We start from the raw sequence: 22,810 nt of genomic DNA on the forward strand, positions 1-22,810 counted from the left end.
AAGATATCTCTGGGAGCAGTCTGAAGGTGAAGGGCAGAACCTTGCTCTCCGTTTTCGCCGGCTCCGCACCATCCAGGGAGTACGAACGATGCCAGCAGCTCCGACGTGGGACCCGTACCAGTATCTCCGGCACTCCACCCATCGCACCCGCCCCTTCCTCGATCTTCTCGCCCGGATCACCGACGTGCCCGGCGGCGACGCGCCCCGGATCGCCGACATCGGCTGCGGGCCGGGCAACGTGACGGCACTGCTCGCCGACCGCTGGCCCGGCGCGCACATCACCGGCTTCGACAGCTCGCCCGACATGCTCGAAGCCGCACGTGAACACGCCGGCCCGACCCCCGGCGGCGGCGCACTCGACTTCCGGCGGGCCGACGCGGCGGTGTGGACACCCGAGGAGCCGTTCGACCTGATCGTGTCCAACGCGGCGCTTCAGTGGGTGCCCGGGCACGCCGACCGCTTCCCCTCCTGGCTCGCGCACCTCACCCCCGGCGGCGTGCTCGCCTTCCAGGTGCCCGGCAACTTCACCGCGCCCAGCCACGCCCTGCTCGCCGAGCTGTGCGACACCCCGCGCTGGCGCGCCCGCCTCGAAGGACACGGCCGCCGCTACGTGCACATCCTCTCCCCCGCGGAGTACCTGGAGCGCCTGACCGAGATCGGCTGCACCGACGTGGACGCCTGGGAGTCCACCTACGTCCAGCTGCTCCAGGGCGAGGACCCGGTGCTGGACTGGACGAAGGGCACCGCGCTGCGCCCGGTGCTCACCGCGCTGGAGGACGACCCGGCCGCCGCCCGCGAGTTCGTCGCCCAGTACCGCGACCTGCTGCGCAAGGCGTACCCGGCCGGCCCGCACGGCACGGTCTTCCCGTTCCGCCGGATCTTCGCCATCGCCCGCGCCGGCGCCCCGGAGGCCACCCGGTGATCGTCGGCCTCGACCACGTCCAACTGGCCGCGCCGCCCGGCAGCGAACCGCGGCTGCGCGCCTTCTACACCGGCGTCCTCGGCATGACCGAACTGGCCAAGCCCCCCGTGCTCGCCGGGCGCGGCGGCTGCTGGTTCTCGGCGGGCGGCGCGGTGCTGCACCTGGGCATCGAGGAGGAGTTCCGGCCGGCCCGCAAGGCGCACCCCGGCCTGCGCGTCGACCGCATCCACGACCTCGCCGCCACCCTCAAGGAGCACGGCGCGCCGGTCGTATGGGACTACGACCTGCCCGGACACCTGCGGTTCCACACCGAGGACCCGGTCGGCAACCGGCTGGAGTTCCTGGAGCCGACCACCGTCTGAACCCTGACCGCTCCCCCTCCGGTCCGGCCCGGGCCGCCGCCGTGCGCGACGGCGGCCGGGCCGGGGCCGGTACGGGGGTCAGTTGTTGTAGCGGCTCTGCGCGCGCTCCAGCCCCTCGGTCACGAGCTCCTCGACCGCGTCGGCGGCCCGGTCCACGAACCAGTCCAGCTCCTTGCGCTCGGCCGAGGAGAAGTCCTTGAGGACGAAGGCCGCCACGTCCATCCGCCCGGGCGGACGGCCGATCCCGGCCCGCACCCGCAGGTAGTTCGCGCCGAGCGACTTCGTGATGGACTTCAGGCCGTTGTGCCCGTTGTCACCGCCGCCGAGCTTGAGCCGCAGCGTGGGGTAGTCGATGTCCAGCTCGTCGTGGACCGCGATGATGCGGTCGGTCGGCACCTTGTAGAACTCCTTGAGCGCGGTGACCGGCCCGCCGGACAGGTTCATGTACGACATGGGCTTGGCCAGCACCACCCGCGCGCTCGCCGGGCCGGGCGGCCCGATCCTGCCCTCGACCACCTGCGCCTGCGCCTTGTGGGCCCGCTTGAACTTCCCGCCCATCCGCTCGGCGAGCAGGTCCGCCACCATGAAGCCGATGTTGTGCCGGTTGCCGGCGTACTCCGGCCCCGGGTTGCCCAGGCCCACCACCATCCAGGGCCCTGTGCTGTCGCTCATCCACATCTCCGAAAGCAGTCGCCGTACACCGTAGAACCGTAAGGGGCGCGCACCCTGGCCGGCGGTCCTTACACACCGCATGGACGCCGCATGGACACCGCACGCAAACGGCCGCCGCCGCACCCGGAGGTACGACGGCGGCCGACGCGATCTGGTTCAGCTCTCGTCCGCGGCGGGCGCCTCGGCGGCACCCTCGCCCTCGGCCTCGGTCTCGCCCTCGGCGGGCGCCTCGGCCTGCGCGGAGACGACCTGGATCACCACGGCGTCCTCCTCGGTGACCAGCGAGGTGCCCTTCGGCAGCGCCACGTCCTTCGCCAGGATGGACGCGCCCGCCTCCAGACCCTCGACGGAGACGGTGAACGCCTCGGGGATGTGGGTCGCCTCGGCCTCGACCGACAGCGTGTTGAGCACGTGCTCCAGCAGGTTGCCGCCCGGGGCCGGCTCGCCCTCGGCGGTGACCGGCACCTCGACGGTGACCTTCTCGCCGCGCTTGACGGCCAGCAGGTCGACGTGCTCGATGAAGCCCTTCAGCGGGTCGCGCTGCACGGCCTTGGGGATGACCAGCTCGGAGGAGCCGTCGATGTCCAGCGCGATCAGGACGTTCGGGGTGCGCAGCGCGAGCAGCAGCTCGTGGCCGGGGACCGTGACGTGCCGCGGGTCGGCGCCGTGGCCGTAGACGACCGCGGGGACCTGGTTGGCGCGGCGCACCCGGCGGGCGGCGCCCTTGCCGAACTCGGTACGCACCTGGGCGGGGATCTTCACTTCAGCCATGGGAATCGGCTCCTCGTAAGGGCGGGCAGTACGGTCGCCCGGCCGCGACGGGCCGATCCTGCACGAGGAGCGCGTCGATAACGGAGGTGCGGCGGACATGCGTCCGGGCCCTTCCCTCGCCGAGCAACCTCGACAGCGTAACGGTGGGAAGGGCCCGGAGCGAAATCCGCGGGCGCCCGGCAGGCGGGACGACGCTGTGCAGCGGCGACGGACTAGTGCGCGTCCTCGAAGAGCTTGGTGACCGAGCCGTCCTCGAAGACCTCGCGCACCGCGTTGGCGATGGTCGGCGCCATCGACAGCACGGTGATCTTGTCGAGGTCGGTCTCCGCCGGCGTCGGCAGCGTGTCGGTGAAGATGAACTCGCTGACCTTGGAGTTCTTCAGCCGGTCCGCGGCCGGACCGGACAGCACCCCGTGCGTGGCGGTGACGATGACGTCCTCCGCGCCGTTGGCGAACAGCGCGTCCGCGGCGGCGCAGATGGTGCCGCCGGTGTCGATCATGTCGTCGACCAGCACACACACCCGGCCCTTGACGTCGCCGACCACCTCGTGGACCTTCACCTGGTTGGCGACGTCCGGGTCGCGGCGCTTGTGCACGATCGCCAGCGGCGCGCCCAGCCGGTCGCACCAGCGGTCGGCGACCCGCACCCGGCCGGCGTCCGGGGAGACCACGGTGAGCTTGGCACGGTCGACCTTCGCGCCGACGTAGTCCGCCAGCACCGGCAGCGCCATCATGTGGTCCACCGGGCCGTCGAAGAAGCCCTGGATCTGGTCGGTGTGCAGGTCCACGGTGAGGATGCGCTCGGCGCCCGCGGTCTTGAACAGGTCGGCCATCAGCCGGGCCGAGATCGGCTCGCGGCCGCGGTGCTTCTTGTCCTGCCGGGCGTAACCGTAGAAGGGCACGATCACGGTGATGCTCCGGGCGGAGGCGCGCTTGAGCGCGTCCACCATGATGAGCTGCTCCATGATCCACTGGTTGATCGGGCTGGTGTGGCTCTGCATCAGGAAGCAGTCGGCGCCGCGGGCCGACTCCTCGAACCGCACGTAGATCTCGCCGTTGGCGAAGTCGAAAGCCCGGGTGGGCACGAGCTCGACCCCCAGCTCGTGTGCCACCGCCTCCGCCAGATCGGGGTGGGCGCGGCCGGAGAAGAGCATCAGCTTCTTCTCACCGGTCGTCTTGATCCCGGTCACTGCACCGTCTCCTTGGTGTTCGACTGGTGTTCGGCACAGCGCCGCCCAGTGTCGGACGGGCTGGCGGAATTGTGTGCACCACACACGGTACGCCCCATCCGGCGCACCTGTGCACCTCACGTCCGGCCGATGAGACGACCCTCACTCAGTCCTGTGCGCCGGGCTCCTCGCCCTGCTGCTGTGCGCGTTCGGCCGCCTGCGCAGCGGCACTGCCAGGGCGCTTGCGGGCCACCCAGCCCTCGATGTTGCGCTGCTGGCCGCGGGCGACGGCCAGCGAACCGGAGGGCACGTCCTTGGTGATCACCGAGCCGGCCGCGGTGTAGACGCCGTCGCCGATCACCCGGGGGGCGACGAACATGTTGTCCGCGCCGGTCTTGCAGTAACTGCCGATGACGGTGTGGTGCTTGTGCTCGCCGTCGTAGTTCACGAAGACGGTGGCGGCGCCGATGTTGGTGTGGTCGCCGATGGTCGCGTCGCCCACGTAGCTCAGGTGCGGCACCTTGGTGCCCTCGCCGATGGAGGCGTTCTTCATCTCGACGTACGTGCCCGCCTTGGCCTTCGCGCCCAGCTTCGCGCCCGGCCGCAGGTAGGCGTACGGGCCGACGGACGCCCCGGCGCCGATCTCGGCGTGGTCGGCGACCGCGTGGGTGACCCTCGCACCCGGCCCCACCGACGTGTCGGTGAGCGTGCACTCCGGGCCGACCTCGGCGCCCGCCGCGATGCTGGTGGCGCCCAGCAGTTGCGTGTTGGGGTGCACCAGCGCGTCGGGCTCCAGGGTGACGGTGACGTCGATCCAGGTGCTGGCGGGGTCCACGACGGTGGCCCCGGCGCGCATGGCCGCCTCCAGCAGGCGGTCGTTGAGCGCCCGGCGGGCCCGCGCGAGCTGCACCCGGTCGTTGACCCCGGCGATCTCGTGGTGGTCCGCGGCGACGTAGGCGCCGACCCGGTGGCCGGCGTCGCGCAGGATCGCCAGGGTGTCGGTGAGGTATTCCTCACCCTGCGCGTTGTCGGTGGTGAGCTTGCCCAGCGCCTCCGCGAGCAGCCGCCCGTCGTAGGCGTACACACCGGAGTTGATCTCCTTGACCGTGCGCAGCGCCTCGGTGGCGTCCTTCTGCTCGACGATCGCGGTGACCTGGCCGTCCGAGCCGCGCACGATCCGCCCGTAGCCGGTCGGGTCGGGCACCTGGGCGGTCAGCACGGTGACGGCGTTGCCCTCGGCGCGGTGCGCGGCGGTGAAGTCGGCCAGCGTCTCGGCGGTCAGCAGCGGCACGTCGCCGTAGGTCACCACCACGGTGCCGTCCACGGCGCCGCCGCCGCGGGTGAGTTCGGCCAGGCCCACGCGCACCGCGTGGCCGGTGCCGAGCTGCTCCTCCTGCACGGCGGTCAGCGCCTGCGGGTCCTGCTCGGCGAGGTGCGCGGTGACCTGCTCGCGCCCGTGGCCGACGACGACCACCAGGTGCTCGGGGTCCAGCGCGCGGGCTGCGGCGACGGCGTGCCCGATCAGCGAACGGCCGCAGATCGAGTGCAGGATCTTGGGGGTGGCCGACTTCATGCGGGTGCCCTCACCCGCGGCGAGGATGACGACGGCAGCCGGGCGGTTGGGGCTCACGCGGAGACTCCTCGGCTTGTGGGCTTCGGGTGGCGGACAACCGCAGCTTACCGAGGGGTGGGGGACTTCTCCCGATCCGCTCCGCCGCCAGGACTCGAACCCGGACTTAAGGCACCAAAAGCCCCAGTGCTGCCAATTACACCACGGCGGATCAACTCGACGCGGCAGCCCCGCAGTCGGGGCCCACCGGGCCGTACCGCACCCATCATGCCGTACGACACGGGGTGGACGCGACGCCGTTGTGGGGTAAAGATCCATTCTCAGGACCCCGCGAGGGAAGGTAACCCTTACCCGACCGGTCCTGTCGCCCGCCGGGCGCCGCTGCAATACTTACGGCGGCGTAGGTTGTGCGGCACGCGGCCCCCGCGCCGTGCAAGCGACTTTCCGACAACCTCTCCCACCAGCCCCTTTCAGTCCCCCTCCTCTGCACAAGGGACGCATATGACCACACAGACGGACGTGATCACCGAGGCCCGGGAACCCGGGCCCGCAGGACAGGGATCGCCGCTGCCCAGTGCCACCCGCGGCGGCGAGAGCAAGCGGTCCATCGAGCAGATCACCCTGCTGCTCTTCATCTGCATCCCCTTCGTGGCGCTCGCCGCGGCGGTCCCCCTGGCGTGGGGACGGGGGATGAGCTGGCTGGACGTCGGGCTGATGGTCGTCATGTACTTCCTCGGCTGCCACGGCATCACCATCGGCTTCCACCGGCACTTCACCCACGGCTCGTTCAAGGCCAAGCGCCCGCTGAAGGTGGCGCTGGCCATCGCCGGCTCGATGGCCGTCGAGGGCCCGATCGTGCGCTGGGTCGCCGACCACCGCCGGCACCACAGGTTCAGCGACGCCGAGGGCGACCCGCACAGCCCGTGGCGGTACGGCGAGACCGTCCCCGCGCTGCTCAAGGGCCTGTGGTGGGCGCACATGGGCTGGCTCTTCGACGAGGAGCAGACCCCGCAGCAGAAGTACGCGCCCGACCTGATCAAGGACCCGGCGATCCGCCGGATCTCCCGCGACTTCTGGCTGTGGACGGCGATCTCGCTGCTGCTGCCGCCGCTGGTCGGCGGGCTGGCCACCATGTCGTGGTACGGCGCGTTCACCGCGTTCTTCTGGGGGTCACTCGTCCGGGTGGCTCTGCTGCACCACGTCACCTGGTCGATCAACTCCATCTGCCACGCGGTCGGCAAGCGCCCGTTCAAGTCCCGCGACCGCTCGGGCAACGTGTGGTGGCTGGCCGTGCTGTCCTGCGGCGAGTCGTGGCACAACCTGCACCACGCCGACCCCACCTCCGCCCGGCACGGCGTGCTGCGCGGCCAGGTCGACTCCAGCGCCCGGCTGATCCGGTGGTTCGAACTCGCCGGCTGGGCCTCCGACGTCCGATGGCCGGACGCCGCCAGGATCGCCGCCCGCCGCCAGGAGCCGGACCGCCAGGACGTCGACGCAGCGGCATGATGACCAGGTGAGCGACGGCGAGGACGGAAGAACGGCCCGGCACCCGGGTGCGGCGGCGGGGGCACGGCGCGCCCGGCGGGTGCGGATGACCGCGAAGGAGCGGCGCGAGCAGCTCCTCAGCGTGGGTCGGACGCTCTTCGCCGAACGGGGGTACGAGGGCACCTCGGTGGAGGAGATCGCGCACCAGGCGGGGGTCTCCAAGCCGGTCGTCTACGAGCACTTCGGCGGCAAGGAGGGGCTGTACGCGGTCGTGGTCGACCGCGAGATGCGCCGCCTGCTCGACATGGTGACCGGCGCCCTCACCGGCGGGCACCCCCGCGAACTCCTGGAACAGGCCGCGTTCGCCCTGCTCGACTACATCGAGCAGCACACCGACGGGTTCCGGGTGCTGGTCCGGGACTCCCCCGTCGCGCAGTCCACCGGCACCTTCGCCTCCCTGATCAGCGACATCGCCACGCAGGTGGAGGACATCCTCGGCCAGGAGTTCGACCAGCGCGGCTTCGACCCCAGCCTCGCCCCGCTGTACGCGCAGGCCCTGGTCGGCATGGTCGCGCTGACCGGCCAGTGGTGGCTGGACGCGCGCCGCCCGCCGAAGGCCGAGGTGGCCGCGCACCTGGTGAACCTCAGCTGGAACGGCCTGTCCGGCCTGGAGCAGCGGCCGCGGCTGATCGGCCACCGCAAGAGCTGACCGCCCGCCGGTCCGGGCGGCGCGCACGGGCGGGCGGCGCCGTCAGCCGACGGTGCCGCCCGCCCGTGCGCGCGGTCCACGTGTCAGGGCGTGTCCCGCGTGCTCTGTGTTCCCGGGTGCTCTGTGTTCCCGGGTTCCCCGCGCTCCCCCGGGTTCCGCGCGTTCCCCCGCTACCAGAGGCGGCGGGCCCCCGCCGACGGGGAGATGGCGAAGTGCCGCGACTGCGGGAGCGCCGCCGCCACCGCGTCGGTGACCCGCTCAAGGTCGCCCGCTTCGAGCAGCACGATCGCCGAGCCGCCGAAGCCGCCGCCGGTCATCCGGGCGCCGAGCGCGCCCGCGGCCAGCGCGGTGTCCACCACGAGGTCGAGTTCCGGGCAGGAGACCTGGAAGTCGTCGCGCAGCGAGACATGGCCGGCGGTGAGCACCGGGCCGATCTCGCGCACCCGGCCGGCGTCGCACAGCGCGAGCACCTCCTCGACCCGCTGGTTCTCGGTGACCACGTGCCGGGTCAGCCGGCGCAGCCGGTCGTCGGGCAGCGCCGCGAGCGCGTCGGCCAGGCCCTCGAAGGGCACGTCGCGCAGCGCGGGCAGGCCGAGCGCCGCGGCGGCGGCCTCGCACCCGGCGCGGCGCTCGCCGTAGGCGCCGTCGGCGTGCGCGTGCTTGACGCGCGTGTCCACCGCCACCATGGCCAGGCCCGCGGCAGCCAGGTCCAGCGGCACCTGCCGCTGGCCGAGGCCGCGCACGTCCAGGTGGAGCGCGTGGCCGTCGGTGCAGCAGGCCGAGGCGGTTTGGTCCATCACGCCGACGGGCGCGCCCACGTAGGTGTTCTCCGAGGACTGGCACAGCAGCGCCAGGTCCTGCCGGGACATGCCCCGCACCCCGTGCAGTTCGGTGAGCGCCAGGGCGGTGACGACCTGGAGCGCCGCGGAGGAGGACAGGCCGCCGCCGACCGGGACGTTGCTGTCGTAGAGCAGGTCGGCGCCGCCGACGTCGTGGCCGGCCTGGCGCAGCGACCACAGCACGGCGGCCGGGTAGCGGACCCAGCCGGGGGTGGTGCCGGGGGCGAGGTCGGCGACGGCGAGTTCGACGACGCCGTCCTCCATGTCCGCCGAGCGCAGCCGCAGCAGGCCGTCGTCGCGGCGGGCGACCGCGGCGCGGGTGATGTGCGGCAGCGCGAACGGCATGGCGAGGCCGTCGTTGTAGTCGGTGTGCTCGCCGATCAGGTTGACCCGGCCGGGCGCCGCCCACCCGCCTTCGGGGGCGCGCCCGAAGGTGTCCTTGAACGCGGCCTCGAACGCGGCGGCGTCCGGCAGTGCGGAGTCGGTCATCGTATGTCGCCCTCCCCGAGCGATTGAGCGAAGTTCCATGCGTCGCGGACGATGCCGGCCAGGTCGGCGCGGCTCGGCTGCCAGCCCAGGCGCTCGCGGGCGCGGTCGGCCGAGGCGACCAGCACCGCCGGGTCGCCGGGGCGGCGCGGCTGCGAGACGGCCGGGATCGGGTGGCCGGTGACCTGGCGGACGGTCTCGATGACCTCGCGGACGGAGAACCCGTTGCCGTTGCCGAGGTTGCAGATCAGGTGCTCGCCGGCCGGTGCCTTGTCCAGCGCCAGCAGGTGGGCCTCGGCGAGGTCGGCGACGTGGATGTAGTCGCGCAGGCAGGTGCCGTCGGGCGTCGGGTAGTCCTCGCCGTAGATGGCGACGGACTCGCGGCGACCCTGGGCGACCTGGAGCACCAGCGGGATGAGGTGCGACTCGGGGTCGTGGCGCTCGCCCTGCCGGCCGTAGGCGCCGGCCACGTTGAAGTACCGCAGCGAGACCGCGGACAGCCCGTGGGCGGCGCACTCACCGGTGATCATGTGGTCGACGGCGAGCTTGGTGGCGCCGTAGGGGTTGGTCGGGGCGGTCGGCGCGTCCTCGGTGATCGGCACCGTCTGCGGCTCGCCGTAGGTGGCGGCGGTGGAGGAGAAGACGAGCTTGCGGACCCCGGCGGTGCGCATGGCGGCGAGCAGTTCGAGGGTGCCGGCCACGTTGTTGCGCCAGTACTTCTCCGGGTTGGCGACGGACTCGCCGACCTGGGAGGAGGCGGCGAAGTGCAGCACCGCGTCATAGGAGCCGTCGAGCACCTTGCCCGCGTCCTGGATGCGGCCCTCGACGAACTCCGCTCCCTGCGGCACGCCCTCGCGTACGCCGGTGGACAGGTCGTCCAGCACCGTCACCTGGTGGCCGGCGTCGAGCAGGTAGGCGCCCACGACCCCGCCGACGTAGCCGGCGCCTCCGGTGACCAGCAGCTTCTTGGGGCGCGGGGTCCCGGTGGATTCGGTCACTTGGTGGCCACCTCTCGCAGTCGCTGGGCCGCGGCCTCCGGCGGCACGTCGTTGACGAACGCGCTCATGCCGGACTCGGAGCCCGCCAGGAACTTCAGCTTGCCCGAAGTCCGCCGGATGGTGAAAAGCTCCAGGTGGAGCGCGAACTCCCGGCGGTCGGGCGCGCTGAACGGCGCCTGGTGCCAGCCGGCGATGTACGGGGTGGGCGGCTGGTCGGGGCCGAAGATCCGGTCGAAGCGGCGCAGCAGCTCCAGGTACACGTACGGGAACTCCGCGCGCGCGTCCTCCTCGAGGCCGAGCAGGTCCGGCACCCGGCGGTTGGGGTAGAGGTGCACCTCGTACGGCCAGTGCGCCGCGTAGGGGACGAAGGCCGTCCAGTGCTCGCCGGCCAGCACGATCCGGCTGCCGTCGGCCCGCTCGTCGGCGAGCACGTCGTCGAAGAGGTTGCGGCCGGTCTCGGCGCGGTGCTCGGCCAGCGAGCGCAGCATGAGCGCGGTGCGCGGGGTGACGGACGGGTAGCCGTAGATCTGCCCGTGCGGGTGGGCGAGGGTGACGCCTATCTCCTCGCCGCGGTTCTCGAACGGGAAGACCTGCTCGACGCCGGGGTGCTGGGACAGGTCGCTGGTGCGGTCGGTCCACGCGTCGAGCACCAGGCGGGCGGCCTCGGGGGTGAGCTTGGAGAACGACGAGTCGTGGTCGGAGGTGAAGCACACCACCTCGCAGCGGCCCTTGTCGCCGGCGAGCGACGGGAAGCGGTTCTCGAAGACCGCGACCTCGTAGTCGCTGTCGGGGATCTCGGTCTGCCGTCCCTCGCGCGAGGGGCACAGCGGGCACTGGTCGGCCGGCGGGTGGTACGTGCGGCCCTGCCGGTGCGAGGCGATAGCCACGGTGTCGCCGAGCAGCCGGTCGAACCGGGTCTCGGAGGTGGTGGCCACCGGGTCGAGCGGGCGGTGGTCGACGGCGTCGCGGACCACGGCGTCGGTCGAGTCGTAATAGATCAGCTCACGGCCGTCCGCGAGCCTGGTCGACGTCTTCTTCACCTACGGCACCTCTTGCCACGATCACTCAACGCTTCCAACAGAACCGAACACAATGAATCACAACACAACAGCACAGTCAATGCCAGGGGCCGATGAACTCACACAGGTTCGTCTTCATGGGCGCGTGGGCTCGGGGCGGGGCACCGCGGGGCACAACCAAACAAAGCCGAACAGATCACGACGCAAAACGGCGAAACGACCGACGGGCAGGGGGCGTTCGACGCCGGTCCGTACGGGTTTCCGGGCGTGACGGGCTGCGCGGGCGTTCTGCGTGCGGGCCTTTCGGGTACGGGAGCTGCGGGCGCCGGTGCTCAGGCGCCGGGCGCGCTCAACGCGCGGGGTCGTCCGCCGCGCGCTCCAGCAGCCCGGTCCGCGCCGCCAGCGCCGCCGCCTCCAGCCGGGAGCCCACGCCCAGCTTCATCAGCACCCGCTGCACATGCGTGCGGGCGGTGCTCGGCGCGATCCGCATGCCCGCCGCGATCACCCGGGTGTCCTCGCCCTCGGCGACGCGCACCAGCACCTCGACCTCGCGCGGGGTGAGCATCTCCAGCAGCCGGGCGCCCTCGTCGTCGGGCTGCCGGGCCGGGTTGAGCAGTTCGGCGAACGCGCCCTGGAGCAGCTGCTGCGCCACCGCCACCTCGCCGGTCCTGGCCTTGGCCATGGCCCGCTCGACGCCCTCGATCCGCTCGTCGTGCCGGACGTAGCCGGACGCGCCGGCGGCGAAGGCCGCGGCGATGCCGCGCGGGTCGGGCACCGGGCCCAGCACCACCACGGCCACCGTCGGCCGCTCCCGCTTGATCCGCGCGACCGTGTCGAAGGCACCCGGCTCCGCGGGCGCCGCGGTGCCGAACAGGCAGACCTCGGGCGTCCTGCTGAGCACCAGGTCGGCAGCGCCCGCGGCCGGCGCCGCGGCGGCCAGCACGCGGTGCCCGCGCAGCCTCAGCGCCGAGGCCAGCGCCTCGGCCAGCAGCCGGTGGTCGTCGACCACGACGAGCCGTACACCCATCTCGGGTCTCCCCCATCCCCCGCGGCCCCCACGGCCGCCGGTACCGGTCCCCAGTCCATACCGCGACCGGGCCGGTCCCAACCGCACCCCGTGGTGCGGAAGCACGGGCCGCCGCGGGAACACCCGGTCGGCCGGCGCGCCCGGACGAGCCGGGCGCGCGTCGGTCAGCTGTACGTCACCAGGTATTTCTGGCCGGACTCGCCGGCGTAGACGGTCTTCGAGGCGAGGTAGAGGACGCCGTCGTGCCACACCAGGTAGCGGGAGTCGCCGACGGACTCCAGCCGCTGGTAGGCGTCGCTGCCGAGCGTGGCGTAGGTGCTGATCGCGCCGCTCGACGGGTCGAGGGTGACGAGCCGGCCCGCCTTGTCGTACTGCGGCTCCTCGTAGCCGAGGACCTTGCCGTCCTGGAAGCCGATGCCGGTGATGTCGTAGTTGCCGGTCGGCTTGGCGGCCCACTTCTGCTTGCCGTCCGACAGGTTGAACGCCGCGATGCCGCTGAGCACGTTGCCGGAGCCGGAGGTGGCGCCGTCGAGCGTCAGGTAGACGGTGTCCTTGTCGACGAGCACGTTGTGCACGGACTGCACCTCGATGCCGTCGTCGTCGACGTGGTACTTCTTCGTGCCGAGCGAGACCCGCGACTGGAGCTTGCCGTCGACGAGCGAGGCCACGTCGGTGTAGGTGGTGTCCTCGGTGCCGAGCAGCACCACCACCGGGTCGGTGGAGACGACCGCGCTCACCCGCAGCCCGTCGGGCGCGTTCCAGGTCCACTTCGGGGCGCCGGACTTGGCCGGGTCGACGACCTGCACCTTGTACGCGGCGTCGTAGTCGCAGTCGAGGACCGCGACGAACTGCGCGCCGCCGGCGTACCCGGAGTCGCGGCAGTTGTCGCCGCTGTCGCCGTCGCCGGCCTGCCACAGCTTCGTCTGGTCGCTGAGCTTGTAGCCGACGGAGCCCTCGCCCCAGGTGATGCCGACCGCGTCGCCGCTGACGGCCATCTCGGCGTAGGTGAACGTCGAGGTGGTGCCGGGCAGCGTCGCCGTCCAGAGCGACTTGCCGGTGGCGAGGTCGATCGCCATGATCTTGTCGCACTTGGCGCCGTACTGGATGGCGGTCATGTCCTGGTAGGAGTCACGCGCCGCGGTGCAGTCCGAGCCGCCCGCCGCGGGGATCGTCCACGCCTGGGCGCCGGTGGTGGCGTCGTAGCCGACCACCTTGCCGATCTGGTTCTTCACCACGTACTTGTCGGTGAACCAGATGCCCAGCGAGTCCTTGAGGTTGTCCTTCTCCGCGACGGTGTCGGCGTCCTTGTCCCACTTGAAGTCCAGTTCGGACTTGTGCGCCGCGGTGGTCGGACCGCCGCTGGGGCCGCTGGAACTGGCCTGCGGGTCCGGGTTGTCCTTGCCGCCGCCCCTGGTCGCGAGGTACACGCCGCCGCCGATCACCAGCACCGCGGCCACCACGGCCGCCACGATGACGAACAGCTTGTTCTTCGACCCGCCGGTGCCGGGGCCGCCCGGCTGCATGCCGTACGGGGGCTGCCCGCCGTAGGGCTGCTGGCCGTACTGCGGCGGCGGGGCCTGCTGCGGGTAGCCGTACGGGCCCGGCGGGGGCTGCTGGCCGTAGCCGGGCTGGCCGGGCGGGGGCTGCTGGCCGTAACCGGGCTGGCCGTAGCCCTGGCCGGCGGCGGGCTGCTGCGGCGGCGGGCCGGGGTAGCCGTAGCCCGGGGCGGGCGCCGCCGGGGGCGGCGGGGGCGGGGGTTGAGGCGCCTGCTGCTGGGGGAACGCGGGCTGGGTCGGCGCCGCGTACGGGTTCTGGCCCGGGGGCGGCGGCGACGCGTAGGGGTTGTCCGGCTGCGAAGGGGGCGGCGGCACTGCCCCGCCGGAACTCCCGTACGGGGGCGGGTTGCCGGGGGGCGGGGGCGGCTGCGACATCAGCAGGTCCTTCTTCGGGCCGGGCGAAAGGGCGTGCGGGCTGCGGGCGTGCGGGGCGCGAAGCGCGGGCCATCCGCTCCGGTGCGGTCCGGACGGACACGGCGGCGACGGCCGCGGTCCGGGCGGACGCACTTCGGGCGAATGCGCTTCGGAGGAGCGGAAACTCTTTCTATCACCCGGCCCACTTGACGCCGCGGGCCGCCGCTGTTCCGTTATCAGCCCGCTACACGTCCCCCACCGATGCGGCAACTCCGGCCCGCTCCCGGGCACCCCGCGCGCCCGGCTACGCGTCCTCGGCCAGCTCCAGCCAGCGCGTCTCCAGGTCCTCCCGCTCCTCGCGCAGCGCGCGCAGTTCCGCGTCGAGCGCGGCGACCTTCTCGAAGTCGGTGGCGTGCTCGGCGATCTGGGCGTGCAGTTCGCCCTCGCGCTCGCCGACCTTGTCCAACCGCCGCTCCACGCGCTGGAGTTCCTTCTTCGCCGCGCGGGTGTCGCGGGCGGTGGCGCCCGCACCGGCGGCCGCGCCGGAACCGGCGGCGGCACCCGGCGCCGAACCGGCGCCGCCCGAGGGCCGGTTCGCCTGCTTCTGCCCGGCGGGCGGCGGCGCCGCGGCCGCCAGCAGGGCCTGCCGACGCTCCAGGTACTCGTCCACACCGCGCGGCAGCATCCGCAGCGTACGGTCGCCGAGCAGCGCGAACACCCGGTCGGTGGTGCGCTCCAGGAAGTACCGGTCGTGGCTGATCACCAGCATCGAGCCGGGCCAGCCGTCGAGCAGGTCCTCCAGCTGGGTCAGCGTCTCGATGTCGAGGTCGTTGGTCGGCTCGTCGAGGAAGAGCACGTTCGGCTCGTCCATCAGCAGCCGCAGGATCTGCAGCCGGCGCCGTTCACCGCCGGACAGGTCGCCGACCGGCGTCCACTGCTTCTCCTTGCCGAAGCCGAACCGCTCGCACAGCTGGCCCGCGGTCATCTCCCGGCCCTTGCCGAGGTCGACCCGCTGCCGTACCGACTCCACCGACTGCAGCACCCGCTGCGCGGGGTCGAGTTCGGCCACCTCCTGGGAGAGGTAGGCGAGTTTGACGGTGCGGCCCACCACGACCCGGCCGCGGGCCGGCTGCCGCTCACCGTCGCTGGCCGCCGCCTCGGCAAGGGCGCGCAGCAGCGAGGTCTTGCCCGCGCCGTTCACCCCGACCAGGCCGATCCGGTCGCCCGGACCGAGCTGCCAGGTGATGTGCTCCAGCAGCGTCTTGGGGCCCGCGGTGATCGTCGCGTCCTCCAGCTCGAACACGGTCTTGCCGAGCCGGGAGTTGGCGAACCGCATCAGCTCGGCGCTGTCGCGCGGCGGCGGCACGTCCTCGATCAGCGCGTTGGCCGCCTCGATCCTGAACCGCGGCTTGGAGGTGCGCGCGGGGGCGCCGCGGCGCAGCCACGCCAGCTCCTTGCGCATCAGGTTCTGCCGCTTGGCCTCCTCGGTCGCGGCGATCCGCTCCCGCTCGGCGCGCGCGAACACGTAGTCGCTGTAGCCGCCCTCGTACTCGTAGACGCTGCCGCGCTGCACGTCCCACATCCGGGTGCAGACCTGGTCCAGGAACCAGCGGTCGTGGGTGACGCAGACCAGTGCGGCGCGGCGGGCCCGCAGGTGGCCGGCGAGCCACGCGATGCCCTCCACGTCCAGGTGGTTGGTGGGCTCGTCGAGGACGATCAGGTCCTGCTCGCCGATGAGCAGCTTCGCCAGGGCGATCCGGCGCCGCTCGCCGCCGGACAGCGGGCCGATCACGGTGTCCAGGCCGTCCTGGAAGCCGGGCAGGTCCAGCGCGCCGAACAGTCCGGTGAGCACGTCCCTGATCCGCGCGTCCCCGGCCCAGTCGTGGTCCGGGCGGTCCCCGACGATCTCCTGGCGCACGGTCGCGGCCGGGTCCAGCGAGTCGTTCTGCGTGAGCACGCCCAGCCGCAGGCCGCCCTGCTGCGTCACGCGCCCCGAGTCCGGGTCCTCCAGGCGCGCCAGCATGCGCACCAGCGTCGTCTTCCCGTCGCCATTGCGGCCGACCACCCCGATCCGGTCCCCCTCGGAGACCCCGAGCGACACCCCTTCGAGCAGCATGCGCGTCCCGTAGGTCTTGCTGACGCTTTCGACATTGACGAGGTTGACGGCCACGGACGGCTCTTCCTTGGGGGACGGTACGGGGGGTCTATGGGTGCGGGGCGGTGAGAGGCGGGGGTTACGGGGGGGTCTATGGGTGCGGGGGGCTCAGAGGCGGGGGATGCGAGGGTCTATGGGTGCGGGGACAGCGGAGTCAAGGGTAATGCGGGTGAGGGGCATGCCCCCGGGCCGGTCACGGGAGGACGGTGGCGCCCGGAGCCGGAGCGGCGGCGATCCGCGCGGACGTGCCGAGCGCGTCGGCGATCTTCACCGCGCCCGCCTCGTCCGCGGCGAGGAAGGCCACGGTCGGCCCGGACCCGGAGACGATCCCGGCCAGCGCCCCGGCCCCGCGCCCTGCGGCGATCGTGTCGGCCAGTGCCGGACGCAGGGACAGCGCCGCGTCCTGGAGGTCGTTGACCAGCACCCGGGCGAGAGCGTGCGGGTCCCCCGCGGCCAGCGCGGCCACGAGTGCCGGGTCCACGGCGGGCTCGGCCACCTCGCCGGCCAGGTCCCCGCTGCCGCCCGCCCGGCGCAGCCGGTCGCACTCCCGGTACACCTCGGGCGTCGACAGCCCGCCGTCGGCCAGCGCGAACACCCAGTGGAACGTCCCGCTGACCTCCAGCGCGGTCAGCCGCTCCCCGCGCCCGACCCCGAGCGCGGCGCCGCCGAGCAGCGGGAACGGCACGTCGCTGCCGAGTTCCCCCGCGATCCGCAGCAGCTGCGGGGTCGGCGTGTCCAGCCCCCACAGCGCGTCGCAGGCCAGCAGCGCGCCCGCCCCGTCGGCGCTGCCCCCGGCCATCCCCCCGGCCACCGGGATGTCCTTGGCGATGTGCAGATGGACGTCCGGCTCGATGCCGTGCAGCTCGGCGAGCGCGATCGCGGCCCGCGCGGCGAGGTTCGTACGGTCCAGCGGGATGCCCTCGACGTCCCGCCCCTGCGCGGTGACCGTCAGCCCGTCCGCGGGCGCGGCGGTCACCTCGTCGTACAGGCCCACCGCGAGGAACACGTTCGCCAGGTCATGGAAGCCGTCCGGCCGCCGCCCGCCGACGGCGAGCTGCACGTTGACCTTGGCGGGCACACGGACGGTCACGGCGGTCACGATCAGATTCTCCTCGGTTCGTACGACATTCGAAGTTCGCGTCGGGCGGGGCGGGTCGGGTCGGGTCCGGGGCAGGTCCGGGGGCGCGGGGCCGTCACACCGCGCGGTGCTCGGCGATCGCCGCGAACTCCTCCACCGTCAGCGCCTCGCCGCGCGCCTGCGGCGGCACCCCCGCGGCGACCAGGGCCGCCTCCGCGGCCGCCGCCGACCCGGCCCACCCGGACAGCGCGGCCCGCAGCGTCTTGCGGCGCTGCGCGAAGGCCGCGTCCACCACGGCGAACACCTCCGCCCGGGTCGCCGTGGTCTTCGGCGGGTCGCGCCGCACCAGGGACACCAGGCCGGAGTCGACGTTCGGCGCGGGCCAGAAGACGTTGCGCCCGATCGAGCCCGCGCGCCGTACCTCCGCGTACCAGTTCGCCTTCACCGACGGCACCCCGTACACCTTGTTGCCGGGCGTCGCCGCGAGCCGGTCGGCGACCTCGGCCTGCACCATCACCAGCGTCCTGCGGATGCTCGGGAAGGTGGCGAGCATGTGCAGCAGCACCGGCACCGCCACGTTGTAGGGGAGGTTCGCCACCAGCGCGGTCGGCGGCGGGCCGGGCAGCTCGGCGAGGGCCATCGCGTCGCTGTGCACCAGCGTGAAGTCCCCGGCCCGCGCCGGCAGCCGCGCGGCGACGGTCGCGGGCAGCGCGCCCGCCAGCACGTCATCGATCTCGACGGCGGTGACCTTGCCCGCGGTCTCCAGCAGTGCCAGCGTGAGCGACCCGAGCCCCGGCCCGACCTCCGCCACCACGTCGTCCGGCCCGACCTCCGCGGTGCGCACGATCCGCCGTACGGTGTTCGCGTCGATCACGAAGTTCTGGCCGCGCTGCTTGGTCGGCCGCACCCCCAGCGCGGTGGCCAGCGCGCGCACGTCGGCCGGTCCGAGCAGGGCGCCGGGCGCTTCGGGGTCTGTCGTACTCACACCCGCAAGGCTATCCGCAGCCGTCAGTACCCGAAGACCCGCGCCGTGTTCCGGGCCACCGCCGCCGCCACCGTGTCCTCGTCCTCGCCCCTGGCCGCGGCCATCGCGCGCAGGGTGACCGGGATCAGGTAGGGCGCGTTGGGCCGCCCGCGGTGCGGCACCGGGGTGAGGAACGGCGCGTCGGTCTCCACCAGCAGCAGGTCCAGCGGTGCGGCGGCCACCGCGTCCCGCAGGTTCTGCGCCGACTTGTAGCTGACGTTCCCGGCGAAGGACATGTAGTAGCCGCGCTCGGCGCACAGCCGCGCCATGGCCGCGTCGCCGGAGAAGCAGTGGAAGAGCACCGTGTCGGGGGCGCCCTCCTCCTGGAGGATGCGCAGTACGTCGTCGTGCGCCTCCCGGTCGTGGATGACCAGCGCCTTGCGGTGCCGTTTGGCGATCGCGATGTGCCGGCGGAAGGAGTGCGCCTGGGCCTGCGCGCCGTCGGGCCCGGTGCGGAAGTAGTCGAGCCCGGTCTCGCCCACGCCCCGCACCTGCGGCAGCGCGGCCAGGGTGTCGATCTCGTCGAGCGCCGCTTCCAGGGCCGCCGTCCCGCCCGGCTCCCGGTCGCCCTGGCGCGACCAGTGGTCGGGGTCGCCGTGCACGATCCGGGGCGCCTCGTTGGGGTGCAGCGCCACCGCCGCCCAGATCTGCTCGTACTGCGCCGCGGTGCGCGCCGCCCAGCGCGAGCCCTCCAGGTCGCAGCCGACCTGGATCAGGGTCCGCACCCCTACCGCGGCGGCCGCCTCGAGTGCCTCCTCCACGGTGCCCGACTGCATGTCCAGGTGCGTGTGGGAGTCGGCGACCGGGACGCGCAGCGGCTCGGGGGCGGGCGCGGGCTCGGCGTTGTTCTTCGTCGGCATGCGTCCGATCCTAGGGAGCCGCGCGGCGGGCGGTCCGCGGCGGGGCGGCGTGCCCGCGGTGCAGCAGCGCGAGCAGCGACCAGTGGCGTACGTGCGGTGCGGCGGGCGGCTGCTCCTGCTTCGCTTGCGGGTGCGCGGCGCCCGGCGTGTGCGGGGCGCTCGACGTGTGCGGGACGCTCGACGAGCGCGCGGAGCTCGGCGTGTGCGTGTGCGCGTGCGCGTGCCAGCGCGACACCGCCTCGTCGACCTGGCCGGCGCGCATGATGCGCACCAGGTGGCCGCCGCAGTTCCCGCAGCTGGGCCGGGTCAGCGGCGAGGGGACCGCGGCGCCGTCGGCCAGGTACGTCACGTAGGGGCGGCCCGAGGTGTCGACATGGTGCTCGATCTCGTACGCCTGCTCCCAGCCGTGCCCGCAGCGCATGCACGCGAAGGAGTACGCCTCCCTGACGTTGGCCGGGTCCGTGCGCCCGGCAGCCCACCCGGCCGTACGCCCGTCTGCGGGCCCGCTTCCGATTCCGCTTCCGATTCCGCTTCCGCTTCCGCCGGTGTCGCTCATGGCCACTCCTGGGCCCGCCGGACACCCTGCCCGACCGGGACTTCCCACCTACCAGCGAACGCCCGGCCGGGCCCGACCGCAGCACTCCGAGACGAGACTTGGGTCAGATTTGGCGTGTTTGTGGGAGATCGGCGGGGTCGTCTTGCCCGGCCCTTCGTGTCAGCCGGGCCGCACGCCGGGTAAGCGCCGTATACGTCACCGGCGTGCTCGTACCCGCAGGTTCTTTAAGAGGCGGACCCGTGTCCGCGGGTTCTTTAAGGAGGCGGGCTCGTATCCGCAGGTTCTTTAAGGAGGCGGACTCCGCCCGCCTTCACGTCTTCGCGTGCTTGGCCGCCACCACCGCGTCGAACACGTCCCGCTTCGGCACGCCCGCCTCCACGGCGACCGCCGCGATCGCCTCCTTGCGGCGCTCCCCGGCCGCCTCCCTGGCCGCGACCCGCCGTACGAGCTCTTCGGGTGCCACGTCGCCCGGTTCCGGGGCGGGGGCGCCCTCGACCACCACGGTGATCTCGCCCCTCACCCGTTCGGCGGCCCAGCGCGCCAGCTCCGCGAGCGGGCCGCGCCGCACCTCCTCGTACGTCTTGGTCAGCTCCCGGCACACCGCGGCGCGCCGCTCGGCGCCGAACACCTCCGCCATGGCCGCCAGGGTGTCGTCGATCCGGTGCGGCGCCTCGAAGTACACGAGCGTGCGGCGGTCGGCCGCGACCTCCTTGAGCCTGGCCAGCCGCTCCCCCGGCTTGCGCGGCAGGAAGCCCTCGAAGCAGAACCGGTCCACCGGCAGGCCCGAGACCGCCAGCGCGGTCAGCACCGCCGACGGCCCCGGCACCGCCGTCACCCGCACCCCGCGCTCCACGGCGGCGGCCACCAGCCGGTAGCCCGGGTCGGACACCGACGGCATGCCCGCGTCCGTCACCAGCACCACCCGCGCACCACCCTCCAGCGCGTCGGCCAGTTCGCCGGTACGGGCCGCCTCGTTCCCCTCGAAGTACGACACCACGCGGCCGGCCGGTTCCACGCCGAGCGCCTGGGTCAGCCGGCGCAGCCGCCGGGTGTCCTCGGCCGCCACGACGTCGGCCGCGGCGAGTTCGGCGGCCAGCCGGGGCGGGGCGTCCGCGACGTCGCCGATCGGCGTGCCGGCCAGGACCAGGAGGCCCTGCCCGGGGGCGGCCTCGGGCCGGACGACGGGGTGGGCCGGGCCTTCGGACGGGTCTTCGGCCCGGTCTTCGGACGGGCCTTCGGAGGGATCTTGGGACGAATCTTCGGAGGAGCTGGTCACGGACCGAGTCTAGGTGCGGCCTCGTACGCGGCCCGGCCCGCCGGCCCGCCCCGCGGACCCGGCAGACGGACCGGCGCGCGGATCACGCACACGGATCGCGCGCTCGGATTACCGGACAAAGCCGCCTCCCGGTGCGTACAGCTCATCGCAATCTCAGACGCTTTCCCTACGATGGCCCGGTGACGAGTGAGACCGTGGCGCAGGACCGTGCGCAAAAGGGCGTCCGGGCAACGGCGGAGCCGAGCGCGTGGGCGCGGCGGCTGCGGGGGTTCGGGCACGTCGGAACGCCCCGGACCGACACCCGCGAGCGCCTGGTCCCCCCGTTCCCCGAACCCGGGACCAGGATCTGGCAACGGCTCGGGCTGAGCCCGCGCCTGGCCCACCTGGCGGCGAAGTGGTCCGGCTGGCTCGGCCCCCTCCTGGTCGCGGTCCTCGCCGGCGGCCTCCGCTTCTGGCACCTCGGCAGCCCGCGCGCAGTCGTCTTCGACGAGACGTACTACGCCAAGGACGGCTGGTCGATGATCAAGTACGGCTACGAGGGCACGTGGCCGGACGGCAAGGTCTCCAACCCGCAGATCCTCGCGCACCCGCAGGTCATCCCGCTGTCCAAGATCGGCAGCTATGTGGTGCACCCGCCCGCCGGCAAGTGGCTGATCGGCGCGGGCGAGTGGGTGTTCGGCCTGAACCCCTTCGGCTGGCGCTTCATGACGGCCGTGGTCGGCACCCTGGCGGTGCTCCTGCTCTGCCGGATCGGTCGGCGGCTGTTCCGTTCCACCGCGCTCGGCTGCATCGCGGGCACCTTGATGGCGGTCGACGGGCTCGAGTTCGTGATGAGCCGCACCGCGCTGCTCGACCTGTTCATCATGTTCTTCGCGCTGGCCGCGTTCGGCTGCCTGCTGGTCGACCGCGACTGGTCCCGCGCCCGCCTGGCCGCGGCCCTCCCGGTGGACGGTGACGGCTTCGCCGGGCCCGACGACGCCGTCGGCTCCCGCCAGGGCATGGGCTGGCGCCCCTGGCGCGTCGCCGCGGCCGTGCTCCTCGGCCTCGCCGCTTCCAGCAAGTGGAACGGCATGTACTTCCTCGCCTTCTTCATGATCCTCACGCTGCTGTGGGACGTCGGCTCACGGCGCGTCGCCGGCTCCCGCAGCCCGTACCTGGCCGTCCTGCGCAAGGACTTCGGCTGGTCGGTGCTCACGATGCTGCCGATCGCCGTGGTCACCTACCTGCTCACCTGGACCGGCTGGTTCCTGTCCAGCGACGGCTACGACCGGCACTGGGCCGACGGCCGCGGCGGACTCTGGTCCTTCATCCCGGCCCCGCTGCGCAGCCTGTGGCACTACGAGCACGACGTGTACAAGTTCAACGTCGGCCTGCACACCTACCACCCCTACCAGTCCAACCCCTGGAGCTGGCTGGTCCTGGGCCGGCCGGTCTCGTACTACTTCGAGTCCCCGAAGATCGGGCAGGACGGCTGCACCGCCACCGAAGGCTGCGCCCGCGAGATCCTCGCCCTCGGCACCCCGCTGCTGTGGTGGTCGGCCTGCTTCGCCCTCGTCTACCTGCTCTACCGCTGGATCGCCCGCCGCGACTGGCGCGCCGGCGCGATCCTCTGCGCCGCGGGCGCCGGCCTGCTCCCCTGGTTCCACTACCAGGACCGCACCATCTTCTACTTCTACGCCGTCGCCTTCGTGCCCTACCTCTGCCTCGCGGTCACCATGATGATCGGCGCCTTCCTCGGCCCACGCGAAGCCACCGAGACCAGACGCATGTGGGGCGCCGTCGGCGCCGGCACCCTCGTACTCCTCATCATCTGGAACTTCATCTACTTCTTCCCGATCTACACGGGCATGACGATCCCCTACCACTCCTGGCAGGCCAGGATGTGGCTGGACTCCTGGATCTGACCGGCATCAGGTCATGAC

At 73.0% G+C, this 22,810-nt stretch carries 20 protein-coding genes and 1 tRNA gene; 5 read left to right on the forward strand and 16 right to left on the reverse strand.

Translation table 11 applies throughout. The features are described from left to right. The first annotated feature begins 88 nt into the window (after window positions 1-88). Window positions 89-922: a trans-aconitate 2-methyltransferase gene (locus AC3EVP_RS18560; RefSeq protein WP_435131189.1), complete on the forward strand. Its 834-nt coding sequence runs from the start codon at window positions 89-91 to the stop codon at window positions 920-922. After that, window positions 919-1,284, forward strand: coding sequence for a VOC family protein (locus AC3EVP_RS18565; RefSeq protein ID WP_435131191.1), 366 nt, complete (start codon window positions 919-921; stop codon window positions 1,282-1,284). The genes AC3EVP_RS18560 and AC3EVP_RS18565 overlap by 4 nt, the downstream gene beginning before the upstream one ends. 78 nt (window positions 1,285-1,362) lie before the next feature. Here AC3EVP_RS18565 and pth read toward each other — a convergent pair whose 3' ends face one another. The 5 genes from pth to AC3EVP_RS18590 all read right to left on the reverse strand — a co-directional run bounded on the left by pth (window position 1,363) and on the right by AC3EVP_RS18590 (window position 5,677). Beyond that, window positions 1,363-1,956, reverse strand: a complete 594-nt coding sequence (gene pth, locus AC3EVP_RS18570; RefSeq protein WP_335971027.1) for an aminoacyl-tRNA hydrolase — start codon at window positions 1,954-1,956, stop codon at window positions 1,363-1,365. 156 nt (window positions 1,957-2,112) lie between these two features. Beyond that, on the reverse strand, window positions 2,113-2,727 hold the full coding sequence (locus AC3EVP_RS18575; protein ID WP_335971025.1) for a 50S ribosomal protein L25/general stress protein Ctc: 615 nt from the start codon (window positions 2,725-2,727) through the stop codon (window positions 2,113-2,115). 212 nt (window positions 2,728-2,939) lie between these two features. Beyond that, the gene (locus AC3EVP_RS18580; RefSeq protein WP_335971024.1) at window positions 2,940-3,917 is read right to left on the reverse strand and encodes a ribose-phosphate diphosphokinase; all 978 of its coding nucleotides are present in this window, start codon (window positions 3,915-3,917) and stop codon (window positions 2,940-2,942) included. 145 nt (window positions 3,918-4,062) lie between these two features. Continuing rightward, entirely contained in the window at window positions 4,063-5,526 is a 1,464-nt protein-coding gene (glmU, locus tag AC3EVP_RS18585; RefSeq protein ID WP_335971022.1) for a bifunctional UDP-N-acetylglucosamine diphosphorylase/glucosamine-1-phosphate N-acetyltransferase GlmU, read from the reverse strand. A gap of 79 nt (window positions 5,527-5,605) precedes the next feature. After that, a tRNA-Gln gene (locus AC3EVP_RS18590) sits at window positions 5,606-5,677 on the reverse strand. A gap of 290 nt (window positions 5,678-5,967) precedes the next feature. On the opposite strand from AC3EVP_RS18590, the gene AC3EVP_RS18595 reads away from it, so the two are divergent. Then, complete coding sequence (locus tag AC3EVP_RS18595) at window positions 5,968-6,972, forward strand: acyl-CoA desaturase (protein ID WP_335971020.1); 1,005 nt, start codon at window positions 5,968-5,970, stop codon at window positions 6,970-6,972. Window positions 6,973-6,979: 7 nt separating this feature from the next. Continuing rightward, complete coding sequence (locus AC3EVP_RS18600; protein WP_435131195.1) at window positions 6,980-7,660, forward strand: TetR/AcrR family transcriptional regulator; 681 nt, start codon at window positions 6,980-6,982, stop codon at window positions 7,658-7,660. A gap of 170 nt (window positions 7,661-7,830) precedes the next feature. On the opposite strand, the gene galK is transcribed toward AC3EVP_RS18600, so the two are convergent. The 11 genes from galK to rsmI form a co-directional block, all read right to left on the reverse strand. Next, on the reverse strand, window positions 7,831-8,988 hold the full coding sequence (gene galK / locus AC3EVP_RS18605; protein WP_335971018.1) for a galactokinase: 1,158 nt from the start codon (window positions 8,986-8,988) through the stop codon (window positions 7,831-7,833). Continuing rightward, window positions 8,985-9,983 carry a UDP-glucose 4-epimerase GalE gene (galE, locus tag AC3EVP_RS18610; protein WP_435131197.1) on the reverse strand — a complete coding sequence of 333 codons (999 nt, stop codon included), beginning with the start codon at window positions 9,981-9,983 and terminating at the stop codon, window positions 8,985-8,987. Before galE ends, galK begins: the two co-directional genes overlap by 4 nt. Further along, entirely contained in the window at window positions 9,980-11,023 is a 1,044-nt protein-coding gene (galT, locus tag AC3EVP_RS18615) for a galactose-1-phosphate uridylyltransferase (protein WP_435131199.1), read from the reverse strand. Before galT ends, galE begins: the two co-directional genes overlap by 4 nt. Before the next feature lie 328 nt (window positions 11,024-11,351). After that, window positions 11,352-12,029, reverse strand: a complete 678-nt coding sequence (locus AC3EVP_RS18620; protein ID WP_335971014.1) for a helix-turn-helix transcriptional regulator — start codon at window positions 12,027-12,029, stop codon at window positions 11,352-11,354. 164 nt (window positions 12,030-12,193) lie between these two features. Next, on the reverse strand, window positions 12,194-13,960 hold the full coding sequence (locus AC3EVP_RS18625) for an outer membrane protein assembly factor BamB family protein (RefSeq protein ID WP_435131201.1): 1,767 nt from the start codon (window positions 13,958-13,960) through the stop codon (window positions 12,194-12,196). A gap of 283 nt (window positions 13,961-14,243) precedes the next feature. Further along, window positions 14,244-16,109 carry an ABC-F family ATP-binding cassette domain-containing protein gene (locus AC3EVP_RS18630; RefSeq protein WP_435131202.1) on the reverse strand — a complete coding sequence of 622 codons (1,866 nt, stop codon included), beginning with the start codon at window positions 16,107-16,109 and terminating at the stop codon, window positions 14,244-14,246. A 178-nt stretch (window positions 16,110-16,287) separates the two neighbouring features. Further along, window positions 16,288-17,196, reverse strand: coding sequence for a 4-(cytidine 5'-diphospho)-2-C-methyl-D-erythritol kinase (locus AC3EVP_RS18635; protein WP_435131336.1), 909 nt, complete (start codon window positions 17,194-17,196; stop codon window positions 16,288-16,290). A 91-nt stretch (window positions 17,197-17,287) separates the two neighbouring features. Beyond that, window positions 17,288-18,157, reverse strand: coding sequence for a 16S rRNA (adenine(1518)-N(6)/adenine(1519)-N(6))-dimethyltransferase RsmA (gene rsmA, locus AC3EVP_RS18640; protein WP_335971008.1), 870 nt, complete (start codon window positions 18,155-18,157; stop codon window positions 17,288-17,290). 23 nt (window positions 18,158-18,180) lie between these two features. Next, window positions 18,181-19,056 (reverse strand): TatD family hydrolase, encoded by an 876-nt coding sequence (locus tag AC3EVP_RS18645; protein ID WP_435131204.1) that lies wholly within the window; start codon window positions 19,054-19,056, stop codon window positions 18,181-18,183. A gap of 10 nt (window positions 19,057-19,066) precedes the next feature. Next, the gene (locus AC3EVP_RS18650) at window positions 19,067-19,612 is read right to left on the reverse strand and encodes a hypothetical protein (RefSeq protein ID WP_435131206.1); all 546 of its coding nucleotides are present in this window, start codon (window positions 19,610-19,612) and stop codon (window positions 19,067-19,069) included. 310 nt (window positions 19,613-19,922) lie between these two features. Then, the gene (rsmI, locus tag AC3EVP_RS18655) at window positions 19,923-20,759 is read right to left on the reverse strand and encodes a 16S rRNA (cytidine(1402)-2'-O)-methyltransferase (protein ID WP_435131338.1); all 837 of its coding nucleotides are present in this window, start codon (window positions 20,757-20,759) and stop codon (window positions 19,923-19,925) included. Window positions 20,760-21,082: 323 nt separating this feature from the next. On the opposite strand from rsmI, the gene AC3EVP_RS18660 reads away from it, so the two are divergent. Beyond that, on the forward strand, window positions 21,083-22,792 hold the full coding sequence (locus tag AC3EVP_RS18660; RefSeq protein WP_435131340.1) for a dolichyl-phosphate-mannose--protein mannosyltransferase: 1,710 nt from the start codon (window positions 21,083-21,085) through the stop codon (window positions 22,790-22,792). The last annotated feature ends 18 nt before the right edge of the window (window positions 22,793-22,810 follow it).

The sequence above is a fragment of the Actinacidiphila sp. bgisy144 genome, assembly GCF_057708105.1.

What these genes read in the sequence shown, in the direction of transcription:
- AC3EVP_RS18575 (WP_335971025.1), bottom strand. Translation starts at nt 2,727, where the DNA reads ATGGCTGAAGTGAAGATCCCCGCCCAGGTGCGTACCGAGTTCGGCAAG.
- AC3EVP_RS18650 (WP_435131206.1), bottom strand. Translation starts at nt 19,612, where the DNA reads ATGAGCGACACCGGCGGAAGCGGAAGCGGAATCGGAAGCGGAATCGGA.
- galK (WP_335971018.1), bottom strand. Translation starts at nt 8,988, where the DNA reads ATGACCGACTCCGCACTGCCGGACGCCGCCGCGTTCGAGGCCGCGTTC.
- AC3EVP_RS18645 (WP_435131204.1), bottom strand. Translation starts at nt 19,056, where the DNA reads ATGCCGACGAAGAACAACGCCGAGCCCGCGCCCGCCCCCGAGCCGCTG.
- AC3EVP_RS18560 (WP_435131189.1), top strand. Translation starts at nt 89, where the DNA reads ATGCCAGCAGCTCCGACGTGGGACCCGTACCAGTATCTCCGGCACTCC.
- pth (WP_335971027.1), bottom strand. Translation starts at nt 1,956, where the DNA reads ATGAGCGACAGCACAGGGCCCTGGATGGTGGTGGGCCTGGGCAACCCG.
- AC3EVP_RS18595 (WP_335971020.1), top strand. Translation starts at nt 5,968, where the DNA reads ATGACCACACAGACGGACGTGATCACCGAGGCCCGGGAACCCGGGCCC.
- AC3EVP_RS18625 (WP_435131201.1), bottom strand. Translation starts at nt 13,960, where the DNA reads ATGTCGCAGCCGCCCCCGCCCCCCGGCAACCCGCCCCCGTACGGGAGT.
- AC3EVP_RS18620 (WP_335971014.1), bottom strand. Translation starts at nt 12,029, where the DNA reads ATGGGTGTACGGCTCGTCGTGGTCGACGACCACCGGCTGCTGGCCGAG.